General features: G+C 68.1%; 11 protein-coding genes, 1 pseudogene and 1 riboswitch. Of the genes and pseudogenes, 4 read left to right on the top strand and 8 right to left on the bottom strand.

Features of this window, described 5'->3' with window-relative positions:
* Positions 1-58: 58 nt before the first annotated feature.
* A complete protein-coding gene (gene cobN, locus ABZX92_RS41100) occupies positions 59-3,622 on the bottom strand; it encodes a cobaltochelatase subunit CobN (protein ID WP_355570893.1) in 3,564 nt (1,187 codons plus the stop codon).
* 34 nt (positions 3,623-3,656) lie between these two features.
* Positions 3,657-3,789: riboswitch (cobalamin riboswitch) on the bottom strand.
* A gap of 8 nt (positions 3,790-3,797) precedes the next feature.
* On the opposite strand from cobN, the gene ABZX92_RS41095 reads away from it, so the two are divergent.
* Genes ABZX92_RS41095 through cobJ form a run of 3 tightly spaced genes read left to right on the top strand, consistent with a single transcriptional unit; the run spans position 3,798 to position 6,933 of the window.
* On the top strand, positions 3,798-4,853 hold the full coding sequence (locus ABZX92_RS41095; protein ID WP_355570892.1) for a hypothetical protein: 1,056 nt from the start codon (positions 3,798-3,800) through the stop codon (positions 4,851-4,853).
* Positions 4,850-5,470, top strand: a complete 621-nt coding sequence (locus tag ABZX92_RS41090) for a precorrin-8X methylmutase (protein ID WP_355570891.1) — start codon at positions 4,850-4,852, stop codon at positions 5,468-5,470. The genes ABZX92_RS41095 and ABZX92_RS41090 overlap by 4 nt, the downstream gene beginning before the upstream one ends.
* Positions 5,467-6,933, top strand: a complete 1,467-nt coding sequence (cobJ, locus tag ABZX92_RS41085) for a precorrin-3B C(17)-methyltransferase (protein ID WP_355570890.1) — start codon at positions 5,467-5,469, stop codon at positions 6,931-6,933. Before ABZX92_RS41090 ends, cobJ begins: the two co-directional genes overlap by 4 nt.
* Here cobJ and ABZX92_RS41080 read toward each other — a convergent pair.
* From ABZX92_RS41080 to ABZX92_RS41060, 5 genes are all read right to left on the bottom strand, one after another.
* Positions 6,905-7,606: a cobalt-precorrin-6A reductase gene (locus tag ABZX92_RS41080; protein WP_355570889.1), complete on the bottom strand. Its 702-nt coding sequence runs from the start codon at positions 7,604-7,606 to the stop codon at positions 6,905-6,907. The two genes, cobJ and ABZX92_RS41080, sit on opposite strands and share 29 nt — an antisense overlap.
* The gene (gene cobM / locus ABZX92_RS41075; RefSeq protein WP_355570888.1) at positions 7,603-8,343 is read right to left on the bottom strand and encodes a precorrin-4 C(11)-methyltransferase; all 741 of its coding nucleotides are present in this window, start codon (positions 8,341-8,343) and stop codon (positions 7,603-7,605) included. Before cobM ends, ABZX92_RS41080 begins: the two co-directional genes overlap by 4 nt.
* The gene (cbiE, locus tag ABZX92_RS41070; RefSeq protein WP_355570887.1) at positions 8,340-9,485 is read right to left on the bottom strand and encodes a precorrin-6y C5,15-methyltransferase (decarboxylating) subunit CbiE; all 1,146 of its coding nucleotides are present in this window, start codon (positions 9,483-9,485) and stop codon (positions 8,340-8,342) included. The genes cobM and cbiE overlap by 4 nt, the downstream gene beginning before the upstream one ends.
* Entirely contained in the window at positions 9,466-9,846 is a 381-nt protein-coding gene (locus ABZX92_RS41065; RefSeq protein ID WP_355570886.1) for a TIGR03618 family F420-dependent PPOX class oxidoreductase, read from the bottom strand. The genes cbiE and ABZX92_RS41065 overlap by 20 nt, the downstream gene beginning before the upstream one ends.
* A gap of 62 nt (positions 9,847-9,908) precedes the next feature.
* Entirely contained in the window at positions 9,909-12,152 is a 2,244-nt protein-coding gene (locus tag ABZX92_RS41060; RefSeq protein ID WP_355570894.1) for a chitobiase/beta-hexosaminidase C-terminal domain-containing protein, read from the bottom strand.
* A 157-nt stretch (positions 12,153-12,309) separates the two neighbouring features.
* Between ABZX92_RS41060 and ABZX92_RS41055 the strand changes: the two genes are divergently transcribed.
* Positions 12,310-13,152, top strand: a complete 843-nt coding sequence (locus ABZX92_RS41055) for a helix-turn-helix transcriptional regulator (protein ID WP_355570885.1) — start codon at positions 12,310-12,312, stop codon at positions 13,150-13,152.
* Here ABZX92_RS41055 and ABZX92_RS41050 read toward each other — a convergent pair.
* Both ABZX92_RS41050 and ABZX92_RS41045 read right to left on the bottom strand, forming a co-directional pair.
* Positions 13,149-14,813, bottom strand: coding sequence for an aminotransferase class V-fold PLP-dependent enzyme (locus ABZX92_RS41050; RefSeq protein ID WP_355570884.1), 1,665 nt, complete (start codon positions 14,811-14,813; stop codon positions 13,149-13,151). The genes ABZX92_RS41055 and ABZX92_RS41050 overlap by 4 nt on opposite strands.
* Position 14,814: 1 nt before the next feature.
* Positions 14,815-14,970: pseudogene (locus ABZX92_RS41045) on the bottom strand (ectoine/hydroxyectoine ABC transporter ATP-binding protein EhuA); the annotation flags it as partial.
* Positions 14,971-15,048 lie beyond the last annotated feature (78 nt).

Genomic DNA, 15,048 nt, shown 5'->3' with positions numbered 1-15,048 from the left:
TCCCCAGGAAGGAACGCGGGGCCCCCGCGTGACTTTCAAAAGCACTCGATTGGGTGAGTTAGGCGCCGTCTTCGAGGTCGCCCTCGGTTTCCAGGTAGGCGGCGCGTAGGGCGTCCAGAGTGGATGGTTCTGGGTGCTCCCACATCTTCCGCTCGGCCGCCTCCAGCAGGCGTTCGGCGATGCCGTGCAACGCCCAGGGGTTCGACGCCTGCAGGAACTTGCGCGTCTCCGGGTCGAGCACGTACGTCTCGGTGAGCTTCTCGTACATCCAGTCCGCGACCACACCGGTCGTCGCGTCGTACCCGAACAGGTACTCGACCGTCGCCTGCAGCTCGAACGCGCCCTTGTACCCGTGGTTGCGCATCGCCCCGACCCAGCGCGGGTTCACCACACGGGCACGGAAGATCCGCGACGTCTCTTCGGTCAGCGTACGAGTCCGGACGGCTTCCGGACGCGTGCTGTCACCGACGTAGGCCGCGGGTGCCTTGCCCGTCAGCGCCTTCACCATCGTGACCATGCCGCCGTGGTACTGGAAGTAGTCGTCCGAGTCGGCGATGTCGTGCTCGCGGGTGTCGATGTTCTTGGCCGCCACCGCGATCCGCCGGTACGCCGACTCCATGTCCTCGCGCGCCGCCACCCCGTCGACCCCGCGGCCGTAGGCGTAGCCGCCCCACACCGCGTAGACCTCGGCGATGTCGGACGAGTCGCGCCAGTTGCGGCTGTCGATCAACGGCAGCACGCCCGCGCCGTACGCACCCGGCTTCGAGCCGAAGATCCGCAGCGTCGCCCTGCGCTGGTCGCCGTGCTCTTCCAGGTCCCGCACCGTGTGCGCACGCACGAAGTTCTGCTCCGCAGGCTCGTCGAGGTTCGCCACGAGCTGCACGGCATCGTCCAAAAGGGACACGACGTGCGGGAAGGCGTCGCGGAAGAACCCGGAAATGCGGACCGTCACGTCGATGCGCGGCCTTTCCAGCTCCTCCAACGAGATCACTTCGAGCCCGGTCACCCGGCGCGACTGGTCGTCCCACACCGGCCGCACACCCAGCAGCGCGAACACCTCGGCGATGTCGTCACCGGCCGTGCGCATCGCCGATGTGCCCCACACGCTCAGACCAACGGACGGCGGCCATTCGCCGTCGTTCTCGGAGCGGTAGCGCTCCAGCAACGAGTCCGCCATCGCCTGACCGGTCTCCCACGCGAGCCGCGACGGGATCGCCTTCGGGTCGACCGAGTAGAAGTTGCGCCCGGTCGGCAGCACGTTCACCAGGCCGCGCAACGGAGATCCGGACGGGCCGGCCGGGATGTACCCGCCGTCCAGCGCGTGCAGCACGTGCGTCATCTCATCGGTGGTACGAGCCAGTCGAGGAACGACCTCGACCGCGGCGAACTCCAGGATCTTCTGCACGTCGGCCGACTCGTGCAAAGTGCTCGCCACAGCGGCGTCCCAGCCCGCGTCCTCCATCGCCTGGACGAGCGCGCGAGCCTGTTCCTCAACGGCGTCAACGTCTTCGCGAGTCGTGGTGGTGAGCCCTAGTGCCTCCCGCAGCCCCGGCAGCGCGGCCACCTGACCGCCCCACATCTGCCGCGCCTGCAGCATCGCGAGCACGAGGTTGACGCGGGCGTGCCCGGCCGGTGCCTCACCGAGGATGTGCAGGCCGTCGCGGATCTGCACGTCCTTGACCTCGCACAGCCAGCCGTCGACGTGCAGGATGAACTCGTCGAACTCCGCGTCGTGCGGCCGGTCGTCCAGACCGAGGTCGTGGTCGAGCTTCGCGGCCTTGATCAGCGTCCAGATCTGCGCGCGGATCGCCGGCACCTTGGCCGGGTCCATCGCGGAGATGTTGCCGTACTCGTCGAGCAACTGCTCCAGCCGCGCGATGTCGCCGTAGCTGTCCGCGCGGGCCATCGGCGGCACCAGGTGGTCGACCAGCGTGGCGTGCGCGCGCCGCTTCGCCTGCGTGCCCTCGCCGGGGTCGTTGACGAGGAACGGGTACACCAGCGGCAAATCGCCGAGTGCCGCGTCCGTGCCGCACGACGCCGACATGCCCACTGTCTTGCCCGGCAACCACTCCAGGTTGCCGTGCTTGCCGACGTGCACCACGGCGTCCGCGCCGAACGACGACTCGATCCACCGGTACGCCGCGAGGTAGTGGTGCGACGGTGGCAGGTCCGGGTCGTGGTAGATCGCGATCGGGTTCTCGCCGAACCCGCGCGGCGGCTGCACGATCACGACGACGTTGCCCGACTCCAGCGCCGCCAGCACGATCTCGCCGTCCTTGGACTTCGAGTGGTCGACGAACAACGAGCCCGGCGCCTCACCCCAGTGCTCCTGCATCGACGCGCGGAAGTCGTCCGGCAGCGTGTCGTAGAACTCGCGGTAGTCCGCCGCCGCGATGCGCACCGGGTTGCTCTCGAACTGCTCCTGCGTCAGCCAGTCCGCGTCCTGGCCGCCGGCCGCGATCAGCGCGTGGATCAACGCGTCGCCGTCCAGCTCCCGCACACCGGGCAGCTTGTCGCCGATGTCGTAGCCGTGATCCTCCATGGCCTTGAGCAGCCGGACGGTGGACGCGGGCGTGTCGAGGCCGACCGCGTTGCCGATCCTGGAGTGCTTGGTCGGGTAGGCCGACAGCATCACCGCGATCTTGCGGTCCTTGGCGGGGATGTGGCGCAGCTTGCCGTGCCGGACCGCGATGCCGGCGACGCGCAGCGCCCGTTCCGGATCCGCGACGTAGACCGTGAGGCCGTCCTCGTCGATCTCCTTGAACGAGAACGGAACCGTGATGATCCGTCCGTCGAACTCGGGGATCGCCACCTGCGTCGCAGTGTCCAAAGGGGACAGTCCGTCGTCGTTCTCGTCCCACGACTCGCGGCTCGACGTCAGGCACAACCCTTGCAGGATCGGCACGTCGAGCGCCGCCAGCGCACCGACGTCCCACGCGTCGTCGTCGCCACCCGCCGACGCCTTCGCGGGGTTCGTGCCACCCGCGGCCAGCACCGTGACGATCAGCGCGTCGGCCTGCCTCAGCGTGTCCAGCAGCTCGGGCTCGGCCGTGCGCAGCGACGAGCAGAACACCGGCAGCGGCTTCCCGCCCTTGGCCTCGATCGCGTCGCACAACGCGTGCACGAACGCGGTGTTCCCCGCGACGTGGTGCGCCCGGTAGTAGAGCACCGCGACGGTCGGGCCTTCACCTGTTTGCGGACGTTCCAGCACTCCCCACGTCGGCGTGGCCTGTGGCGGCGCGAACCCGTGCCCGGTCAGCAGAATCGTGTCTTCGAGGAACTTGTGCAGCTCGGTGAGGTTCTGCGAGCCGCCGTGCGCGAGGTAGAGGTGCGCCTCGGCACAGACGCCGCCCGGCACCGTCGACAGCTCCATCAACGCGGCGTCCGGCTGCTGCTCACCACCGAGCACCACCACGGGCAACCCGCTGGCCAGCAGCCAGTCGAGCCCTTCCTCCCACATCCGGCGCCCGCCGAGAATGCGCACCACCACGAGGCTGACGCCGTCGATCAGCGCGGGCAGGTCGTCGGCCGTGAGCCGGGCGGGGTTGCCGAGCCGGTACTCGGCACCACTGGCACGCGCCGAAAGCAGGTCGGTGTCGGAGGTCGACAGCAGCAGGATCACGCAGGCTCCATCCCTCGTGGGGTCCGCGCCCCAGGTTGCGGGTGACTGGCGAAGCAGAGTTCCTGACTCCCAGCGGGTGCTGGTCACAGTGGCGGGACCGCGCCGGATTCACACCGGCTTCCTCCTGCGCTTCGTCGTTCGGGCTCACCCTAACCGGCGGGTTACAGTCCGACCTATGCGTAGTCACCCGGATGCCTGCCCTGGCGCGGTCGAGCTGCATCAGGCAGCCGACGGCGGCCTCGCCCGCATCCGGGTCCCGGGCGGCACCCTTTCGGCAGCTCAGTGGGACGTGGTCCGGCTTGCCGCGCTGGAGCTCGGCAGTGGCTCGCTGGAGCTGACCTCGCGGGCGAATCTCCAGATCAGGGGCCTGGCGGACGGCCTGGAGCTCGGTGCGCGGCTCCGTGCGGCGGGCTTGCTGCCTTCGGACACGCACGAGCGCATCCGCAACATCATCGCCGCGCCGCTGGAGCCCAACCAGCCGCTGGTGGACGCCCTGGACGCCGCCCTGTGCGCCGACCCGGCACTGGCCTCGCTACCAGGCCGTTTCCTGGTGACGGTCGGCTCGTCGGTGAGCGGCCTGGGCGGCGACTTCGGCCGGGTCGACGACGTCCTGCTGCTGGCCGGGACCGATACAGGTGTGCGTGTCCACGATCCGGTCGACGCCGTGGTGACCGCCGCCCGCCTCTTCCAGGAGCTGCGCGGAAGTGCCTGGCGCCTGTCCGAAGTGGACGACGGTGTGCGAAAGATCACCGAGCACTTCGGCACCACCGACGCCGCGCGCATCACCCCGGCTGTGACGCCTGTCGCACCTTCCCCGACCACTCCGGGCGTGCCGCTGGGCCGCCTGGACGCTCAACTCCTGCCCGGCGTCCCGGTCCGGCTGACCCCGTGGCGCAGCCTGGTCGTCCCCGCGGGAACCGACGTCTCCGGCTTGATCACCGACCCGGCCTCCCCCTGGCACGGCGTGAGCGCGTGCACCGGACGCCCCGGTTGCGCCAAGTCGCTCTCCGACGTCCGCGCCGACGTGCAGGAATGGCTCGCCCGCCCAGAACTGTCAGACCCGCTTGAGATGATTGGGATGGGGACCCGATCCCCCCAGGGGGCCCTCCAGTCCGGATCGATTCCGCAGCGCCCGGTCCACTGGTCGGGTTGCTCACGCAGATGTGGTCGCCCAGCCGGCGATGTGATCGAGTTCGTCGCGACCGGCGACGGCTACGAGGAGATCAGGTGACGGAGTACATCAAGGACGGCGCGGAGATCTACCGCCAGTCCTTCGCCACCATTCGCGCGGAATCGGACCTCACCAGGTTCCCGGCGGACGTCGCGCAAGTCGTCGTCCGCATGATCCACGCGTGCGGCATGACCGACCTCCCGGACGACGTCGCCTTCTCCCCCGACGTCGTCCGCAACGCCCGCGAAGCACTCCGCAACGGTGCCCCGATCCTCTGCGACGCCAACATGGTCGCGTCCGGCGTGACTCGCCGCCGCCTGCCCAAGGACAACGAAGTCCTGTGCTACCTCCAGGACCCGCGCACACCGGCCCTAGCCCAGAAACTGGGCAACACCCGCAGCGCCGCCGCCTTGGAGCTCCTCCAAGACCGGTTCGAAGGTGCCGTCATCGCCATCGGCAACGCCCCCACCGCGCTGTTCCACCTGATCGACCTGATCGACAAGGGCGCCGGAAGACCAGCCGCGGTTCTCGGCATCCCGGTGGGCTTCATCGGCGCCAAGGAGTCCAAAGAAGCTTTGGCCGCAACGGACTTGGAGCACCTCGTGGTCCACGGCCGGCGCGGCGGCAGCGCCATGACGGCGGCGGCCATCAACGCGATCGCGAGCGAGGAAGAATGACGGGCAAGCTCTACGGCGTCGGCCTGGGTCCTGGCGACCCGGAACTCGTGACGGTCAAGGCCGCGCGACTCATCGAGGAAGCCGACGTGGTCGCCTTCCACAGCGCCCGCCACGGTCGTTCCGTCGCGAAAACCATTGCGCAGCCCTATTTCCGCAGCCAAGATGATCCGAATCCGCAGATCCTCGAACAGCTCGTCTACCCGGTCACGACCGAGGACACCGACGACTACCAGGGCGAGATCGACCAGTTCTACGAGGAAGCCGCCGCACGCCTCGCCACCCACCTCGACGCGGGCAGAACCGTCGTGGTCCTGGCCGCGGGCGACCCGTTCTTCTACGGCTCGTACATGCACATGCACAAACGCCTCGCCGACCGCTACGAATGGGAAGTCGTCCCCGGCGTCACGAGCGTCAGCGGCGCGAGCGCGGTCCTCGGCACCCCGCTGGTCGAGCGCGACGAGATCCTCACGATCCTCCCCGGCACCCTCCCGCCGGCCGAACTGGCCGAGCATCTCAGGAACACCGACTCGGCCGCGATCCTCAAGCTGGGCCGCACCTTCGGCAACGTCAGGCAGGCGCTCGACGAAGCAGGCCGCCTCGACAACGCCTGGTACGTAGAACGCGCCACCACGGGCCGCCAACGCACCTCCCCGCTGGCCGACGTCGATCCCGACTCGGTCCCGTACTTCTCCCTGGCCCTGCTCCCGAGCCACTCCAAGCCCGAGCCGGACAAGGGCGAAGTCACCGTCATCGGTCTGGGCCCGGGCAAGACCGCGTGGCTCACCCCGGAAGCCCGCCACGAACTCGCCAAAGCCGACGACCTCGTCGGCTACACGACATACCTCGATCGCGTCCCGGACCGCCCCGGCCAGACCAAGCACGCCTCCCACAACCAGGTCGAGTCGGAACGAGCGGCGTTCGCCCTCGACCTGGCCAGGAAGGGCAAGCGAGTAGCGGTCATCTCCTCGGGCGACCCCGGCGTGTTCGCCATGGCCACCGCGGTCCTGGAAGTCGCCGCGGAGACCAACGACATCCCGGTCAAGGTCATCCCCGGCGTCACCGCCGCGAACGCCGTGGCCGCCAAGGCAGGCGCACCGCTCGGACACGACTACGCGGTGATCTCGTTGAGCGACAGGCTGAAGCCGTGGGACGTCATCGAAGAACGCCTCACCGCGGCGGCCAAGGCGGACCTCGTGATCGCCATCTACAACCCGGCGTCCAAGGCCCGCACGCACCAGGTCCAGGAGATGCGCGACCTGCTCCTGAAGCACCGCGCCCACGAGACCCCGGTGGTGGTCGGCCGAGACGTGGGCGGCCCCGAAGAAGAGATCCGCGTGGGAACCCTCGGCGGACTCGACGCGACCACGATCGACATGCGCTGCCTGCTGATCATCGGCTCGTCGCAGACCATCGTCACGGAAGCCGGCGTGGTCTTCACTCCCCGGCGGTATCCAACCAGCTGACCGCGGCGTCCACGGTGGCCACCGTTTTCGCGGGCGGAAGCGGTGGCCGCCGCACGATCACGACCGGAATCCCCAGCTGCGCAGCCGCGTCGAGCTTGGCCGACGTCATCGACCCGCCGCTGTCCTTGGTGACCAGCAGGTCGATCGCATGTGACCGCATCAGCTCAAGCTCACCGTCCACAGTGAACGGACCGCGCGACAGCAGCACTTCGATCCGGTGCGGCATGGGCGGTTCCGGCGGCTCGACCATCCGCGCCAGAAACCACTGCGGACACGCGGCGAACTCGGAAAGATCCTGCCGCCCCGTGGTCAAGAACACCCGCGTGCCAGGCAGATCCCGAGCCGCGTCAGCAACACTGTCCCGCCACTGCCAGCCCTCGACAGCCGCGAACCCCGGCCGTCGCAGGATCAGAAACGGCACCCCGACCAGCCCGCAAGCCTCAAAAGCATTGGCCGTGATCCGCGCGGCGAACGGGTGCGTGGCGTCCACAACGGCGTGGATGTCGTTGTCCCGCAACCACGAAGCGAGTCCGGCAACCCCGCCGAACCCGCCGATCCGAACCTCCCCGACCGGCAACCGAGGCGAACTGACCCGCCCGGCCAAGGAAGAAACCGCCGGCACCCGGGCAGCCAGCTCGCGAGCCTCCCCGGTCCCGCCCAGGATCAGGATCATCGAACGCGCGTGGCCGAGTACAGGTGACTGTCCGGGAACTGCGTCGCTCCCAGCGTCCGCCCCACGATGATCACCGCGGTGCGCTTGATCCCCGCCGCCTCGACCTGAGCGGCGATGTCGTCCAACGTCCCGCGCAACACGACCTCGTCAGCGCGAGACGCATAAGCCACCACCGCGACAGGACAATCCAGACCGTAGTTCGGCACCAGCTCGGCGACGACGTCCGCAATCCGTTGCACAGCCAGATGAAGCACCAGAGTCGAGTGCGAACGACCCAGCGTGTCCAGGTCCTCACCGTCCGGCATCGGAGTCGCCCGCTGCGAAGTGCGCGTCAGGATCACCGTCTGTCCCACGCCGGGCACAGTCAGTTCCCGCTGCAACGAAGCCGCCGCGGCCGCGAACGCCGGCACCCCGGGCGTCACGTCATAAGCGATCCCCAGGGCGTCCAACCGGCGGATCTGCTCAGCCATCGCGCTGAACACCGCGGGATCCCCGGAGTGCAACCGAGCCACGTCCAGCCCAGCCTCATCAGCCGCGACCAGCTCGGCCACGATCTCGTCCAGCGTCAACGAGGCGGTGTCGACCTTCCGCGCCCCAGCAGGACAGAACTCCAGCAGCTCCACCGGTACCAGCGCCCCGGCGTACAAGCAGACCGGCGAAGACTCGATCAACGAGCGCCCGCGCACGGTGATCAGATCAGCAGCGCCAGGACCAGCGCCGATGAAGTGCACGGTCACTTGACCACGCTCCACGTCGTCACCGGCAGGTGCGGCCGCCACCCGGTGAACTTCCCGACCGAAGACCCCCGGTTCACCGCGATGCGAACCAGATCCCCGCCGAGCCGCGCGTACCACTGCGCCACCACGGCCTCGGACTCCAGCGTCACCGCGTTCACCACCAGCCGGCCACCCGCACCGAGCGCGTCCCAGCAGGTCTGCACCACACCGGGAACCGTCAGCCCGCCACCGATGAAGATCGCGTCGGGCTTCTCCAGCCCTTCGAGAACAGCAGGAGCCCGTCCAATGTGGACCTCGACTCCGGGCACGCCCAACGACGCAGCGTTACGCTCGATTCGCTCTGCGCGCACGGCATCCTGCTCCACCGCGATCGCCCGGCACGTTGAATGCGTCCGCGCCCACTCGATCGCGATCGAGCCCGAACCTGCCCCGACATCCCACAGCAGCTGCCCCGGCAACGGCGCCAACGTCGACAGCGAAATAGCCCGCACCTCACGTTTGGTCAACTGGCCGTCAGTCTCGTACGCGTCGTCCGGCAGCCCGGGCACCCGCGAGTAGGCGCTCCCGGCGTACTCGGCAGCGATGACGCACAACGGATCCGCACTTTCCCCGGACCACTGGTAGACCCGCTCGGCAGGCCCACCCAACTGCTCCAAGACTGTAATCGGCCCAGCGAGTTCCGCAACGGTTGCAGGATCACCACCGAGTACCAATATCCGGCGCCCAGGGGTCAGCGCGGGCCGCAGCAGGTCAGGCGAGCGCCCCACCAGCGACACGACCTCGACCTCGTTCAACGCCCACCCGAGCCGCGCACAGGCCAGCGACACCGACGACGGATGCGGAACCACCGTCACCCGCGACCCCAGCAACCGCACCAAAGTGGTGCCGATTCCATGGAACATGGGATCGCCGGACGCCAGCACGCACACGTCGCGGTAGCGCTCGAACAGCGAGGGCAACGCCGGGACCAGCGGCGACGGCCACACCACCCGCTCGAAGTCCCCAGGCACCAGGTCGAGCTGCCGCGAGCTCCCCATCAACACCCGCGCGCGCGAAACCGCGGCCTGAGCAGCGGGAGACAGCCCGTCCCACCCGTCGGCCCCGATGCCGACCACGACGACGTCAGACGGTTCCGGAGACACGCCGCACCTGGATCTCGATCACCACGCGGGTCGGGTTCACCCGAGGCTGCCGGTACCGCACGGCGTACCGGCGAACAGCCTCGTCCACGGACGCGGCGTCGTCCCGGACCACCGCGGGTCCCTCCAAGGTGGACCAGCGGCGACCGTCCACCTGACACACAGCCGCGTAACCCGCTTTGAGCACGTGCTTGACCTTCCACGAACCACCATCGGTGATGATCCGCGCCACGCCGGCCTCAAGATCGAGCGTGACCCCGACCGGCACCACGTGGGGAGTGCCATTCGGACGCACAGTGGACAGCGTGCACAGGTGCCGCTCCGTCCAGAACTCGGCGAACTCGGCGCCCCGCTCGATCGACATGTCACGCATCATGCACAAGCGGCCCCCTCGACACGAAATCGAGGGGGCCGTATTCCAGAGCACTACGGATAGCTGACGACGTTCACCGGCACGGTGCCCGGCGGCGTCACCGCCCCTACGTCGTTCACCACGTGCGTGATCGTTCCCTGGTAGTTGAGCGACACGGTCAGCAGGTTGTGCATCCTCACGCCGGACCGGTTGGGCACCTCGAACGCGTGCTCGGCCCGCACCGACGGGTTGACGTTGAAGAAGCAGTAGCTGCCGAGCCCCCACGCCTCGTGCGTGGTGACGTTGTCGCCGACCTTGTACGCCGCGTACCCGGTCACGCCGTTCGGAGCCATCCAGGAGGCCTGGTTCGGGACGTCGTAAGGCATCTCGTTCTGGAAGAAGATCGTCCGTCCACCCTGGCCGTTCCAGATGACCTGGTACTTCTGGTAGTGCTCGACGAACAACCCCGTCGCCAGCACGTTGTCGCCGTTCACCACCACTCCGGTGTCGCCGACGGCCTCGGTCCAGCCGAACGTCCCGGGGTTGCCGTGGTCGGCGCGCCACGCCCAGGTGTGGTCGATGATCGTGTTGTGGCTGTTGACGACCAGGCTGTTGGTCGCCTTGCCCGCCACCGCGCCGCCGACGCGGAAGAACACGTCCTGCAACGTGGTCGGGTTGCTCGCGTGCGCGGTCGAGGACCCCGACGGCCCGACGGTGAGCAGCGCGGACGAGCGAGTCGTCCCGGCGTCGAACAGGATGCCCTTGATCCGCACGCCGTCGACGTCCGCGACCTGCATCGCGTTGACGCCGTTGTCCGGCACGAACGTCGCGTACCCGATGCCGAGCACCACGGTGTTCGGCCGCGTCACGTTGATCGTCTGGTCGAGGTGGTAGATGCCGGGCGTGACGAACAGGTCGCAGCCGCTCGCCAGCGCCGCGTTGATCGTGGAGGCCGTGTCACCGGACTTCACGACGTAGAACTGGCTCATCGGCAACGAGCTGCCCGGCGTGCCGCCGTTGATCCACGACGCACCGGAAGCGTTGGTGCGCAGGGAAGGCAGGAACACCCGGTACTTGCCGCCCTCGAAGTAGAGGTAGGGAACGTCGCGCGACACCGGCGTGGTGGCCAGGGTCGTCTCTGGCGGTGCCGGGAACGTGTTGGCAGGCGCACCCGGAGTCCCGGAGAACACCATGTTCCACACGCCGCCGTCCCAGCTGCCGTAGTTGGAATCGCGCGTGTACCACTGTTGCTGCGAGATGGACGCCGTCTGCCCCGACACCCGCGTGTCGGCCGTGTAGCCACCCGACGCGAACCCGTAGGAAGCCGGGTACAGCGCCAAGTTGCCGCGGACGTCCATGCGGCGGAACGGTGCCGCCTGCGCGACCGCCCACCTGTTGGTGCCGCTGCTCGGGTTGACCGCCATGTTCTCGGCCGACCGCCAGAAGTTCTGCAGCGCAACGCCCTTGTCCGACTCGTTGAACGCGTCGACCGTGATGTCACCGTTGATGACGACATCGCCGGGGTTGCGCCCGAGGCCGGAAACCGAGGTGTAGAAACCGACATCGTCGTGGACGTTGTACGTGCCCGGCTTGAACAGGTGCGCGACCCGGCGCGGCGCCATCTGCGCCGTCAGCGTGTCCTTCTGCTGGTTGAAGTCCGCGTCGAGCTGCGACTGGATGCTCGCGGCGGACATCGACGGGTCGAAGATCCGCGTGTTCGGCCCGAAGTTCGGCGTGTCGGACTGCACACAGCCCTGCTGCGTTCCGATCGTGTAAGTAGCGCCGCCCACCGACGAGTTCGCCAGCCCGGCCTTGATCCCGATCGCGTTGATGGTTCTGGAGCTGGGAACCGAGATCGGGCCGCTGTAGAGCGGAGAGCTCGCCGTCGGCGTCGAACCGTCCACTGTGTACCGGATCGATGCGCCGGAGGTCGCCGTCGTGATCGTCACCGTCTGAGCGGAGGTGTACGCACCGCCAGGTGGGCTGAAGCTCGGCGTCGCAACGGGTGCCTGCGTGCTGCCGTGCGTGTAGGTGAAGTGCGGCGTGTCGTACTGAGGGCCGCTCTTCTCGTAGGTGAACCAGTATTCGATCACGCTGCCCGACGACAGCCCGCCGACGGTCTTCTGCCACACACCGCTGTTGTTGGTCATGCGGAAGTTCTGCTGCGGCACATTGGTGATCAAATAGTGCACGTCGACGTACAGCGCGGGAGTCGTAGGCGTGAAGTCGATCCTCGCCTGACTGGCGTCCAGCGCCGTCACGTTCTGCGTGTAGTCAGCGGCAGCTGAGGCTGCCTCGGACGTCGCCAATGACGACAGAGCAATCACTGCGGCGGCGAAGCCGGCCCGCCATCTCGTCTTTGAGAGCGCTCTCACACCTGGGAACGGTAAGCCGGAAAGACCCGAAAAGACAAGCGACGTTTTCACCCGAACGAGCCCGTACCTTGGACCGAAAACAACCCATAGCGTTTTCCGTATGACCCAAGCGACATCCACCGCGTACAGCCGGGACCTCGGCGACGAGCTGCGACTGCTGCGCGAGCGGTTCTCGACTCTCAACGGCCGCAAGTTCGCGATCCAGCTTGGATGGGATCCAAGCAAGGTCTCGAACATCGAGAACGGCAAGGCGCGCGCGAGCGAGATCGACCTCGCGCAGTACCTTACCGCGTGCGGCCAGGACATAGAATTCTTCGATGACTTCAAGCGCCGCTACTACAACGCCTTCGACCTGGTCTGCGCCCAGACGCTGAGCAGCCTCCGCACCCTCGCGATGACCGAGTCGACGGCCACGAAGATCACCAGCTACGAACCTGCGTCGCATCCCGGCCTGTTGCAGACGAAGCAGTTCGCGCGCGAAGTGCTGGCAGAGGGCGGAGTTCACACCCCCGAGGACGTCGAGCGGCTCGCCGAGGCGCGCATCGAGCGGCAGACGGTGCTGCGCCGGCCGTTCCGCCCGGACTGCCTGTTCTACATCCACGAGCTCGCGTTGCGGCAGCGGGTGGCCAACGCCCAGGCCATGGAGGACCAGTACCTCCGCCTGATGTGCCACACGCACATCATCCGGATCGTGCCGCTGGACGTCGGCACCGCTTCCCTCGAGACGAACTTCACCCTGTACGAGTTCGACAAGGCCGCGCCGATCGTCTTCAGCGAGACCAACCTGGTGCAGGTCTTCGCTCAGGACGACGCGGTCGTCAAGCAGTGCAGGGACATGTTCGAGCGGCTGGAGACCCTGGCCTTGGACGAGGAACGATCGAAGAGCAAGCTGGTGGAGTACATCAACGCGCTTCGAGAGGCCCCCGACGGTTCCCGTGCTTAGACGCCTCGGTTCTCGTTGAGGTAGTTGTAGATCGTGTAGCGGGTGACCTCCAGGACACCCGCTAGATGATCGACCGAGTCGCGGATCAGGAAGAACCCTGCCTCGTCGAGCACCCGCACGACCTGCGACTTGTGCACCTTCTTCATGAGCTCGACCGGCACACCGACGTCCGCGATGGCTTTCTCGACCAGCACCCGTTGGAGCGTGTCCACGTCCTGCGGAAACGACTCCACCGGCCCGGAAGCCTCGTGCGCCGCGAGTTTGTTGACGCACAAGCACCCCACGGCCACGCCGGCCGCGTCGCGCACGAACGTCGTCGACGACCAGATCGCGCGCCCGTCGGGTGCGTAGGTCTCGTAACCCGGCATGTCCGTGGTGGTGCCGCGCCTCACGAGCCCCAGCAGCAGGTCGGTCATCGGCCCGCCCACCTGGCGTCCGGTCAGCGACCCGGCGATCGCGATGATCGAGTTGGGCAGCCGTGCCAGGTCGTGCACCACGACCTCGGTGTCCGGTCCGAGCGCGGAAGCGAGGCTGTCGACCGTCGGCACCAACGCCGACAACGCCGCCGGCACAGGCGAACTGGCCGCGCCCGACAACGACTTCAGGGCGGCCCGGACGCGTTCCAACGTGCCGCGCGAAGTCGTGGCGTGCGGTGACAGGCGAACGTGCTCGGGCCGGACCGTTGCCGTGATTCCGAAGGCGTTCAAGGCTTCCCCGACCTTGGGAGCCGCCTCGGGCATGGTGAACGCCAGGATCCCGGCCCGCCGCTCGCGTGCCGACACGATCTTGCCGCCGCACGACAGCACGATGTCTTCCAGCTCGGCAACGATCTCCGAAACGGTCGTGTCCAGCGTGGAAACGCCAGCGAGCTCAACGAGTTCGAGTGCCTCCGCGAAAGCACCCGACACGACCGGTGAGAGGTTCGTGATGTTCCACGAAGCCGCGTCCGGAGCGGCGTCGTGCACGGAGTTGTCGAACAGACCGGCGTCGACCGCGCCCGTCCAGCCCGACAACACGGGCTTGAGGCGTTCCAGAGCACGGTCCGACAGCACGACGAAACCGGTGCTCCACCCGGCCCGCAACCACTTCTGCCCGCCTACGACGAGCACGTCGGCGAGTTCCCAGGGCTCGTCGACGACCCCGAATCCCTGGATCCCGTCCACGATCAGCAGCCGGTCGCCGATGACCTCGCGGAGCGTTGCGAGGTCCGCGCGGTAACCGGTGCGGAAGTCCACAGCGGACACCGACAGCGCGGAAACCTCAGGCGTCAGGCGAGTTGCGACGGCAGCAGGCGCGACCGGCCCGTCGAACACCACCGACGGCAGCCCGGCCCGCACCCACGGGTAGGTGTTGGACGGGAACTCCGACGCCGAGTACATGACCGTCCCGGACAGCCCGAAGGCCGCCTGGAACAGGCCGACCGACGTGTTCGGGACGAGCGCGACATGATCGGTGTCGGAGCGGCACAACCGGGCGACGGCGGCCTTCACCCGTTGTTCCTCGCGCATCAGCGTGTCCACTGTGGACGGACCAGCCAGCGAGGCCTGTTCCATCAAGCACGAGGTGGCCGTGGCCACCGGTATTGACGGCGGACCGAAGCGGGCGAAGTCGAGGTACCCCTCCGGTTCGCGGAACTGGGCGAGGTACGAGGCGTCGATCAACTCAAAGCACCTTTGCGAGGAACTGTTGCGTGCGCGGTTGCTGCGGATTGTCCAGCACATCGGCCGGTGTGCCGCTCTCCACCACGGCGCCGTCGACGAGGAACACCACGCGGTCGGCGACCGAGCGGGCGAAGCCGATCTCGTGCGTGAGTACGACACCGCAGGCACGGCACGCGCGCTCGTGCGGTACGAGGACGGTCAGCTCAAGGACCACCCCACGACCCCGTTCCCCGCC

Origin of the sequence: Lentzea sp. NPDC006480, assembly GCF_040611995.1 — a bacterium.
Taxonomy (GTDB): domain Bacteria; phylum Actinomycetota; class Actinomycetes; order Mycobacteriales; family Pseudonocardiaceae; genus Lentzea.
The sequence above is the reverse complement of the archived record's forward strand: the minus strand, read 5'-3'. Positions and strand labels throughout refer to the sequence as shown.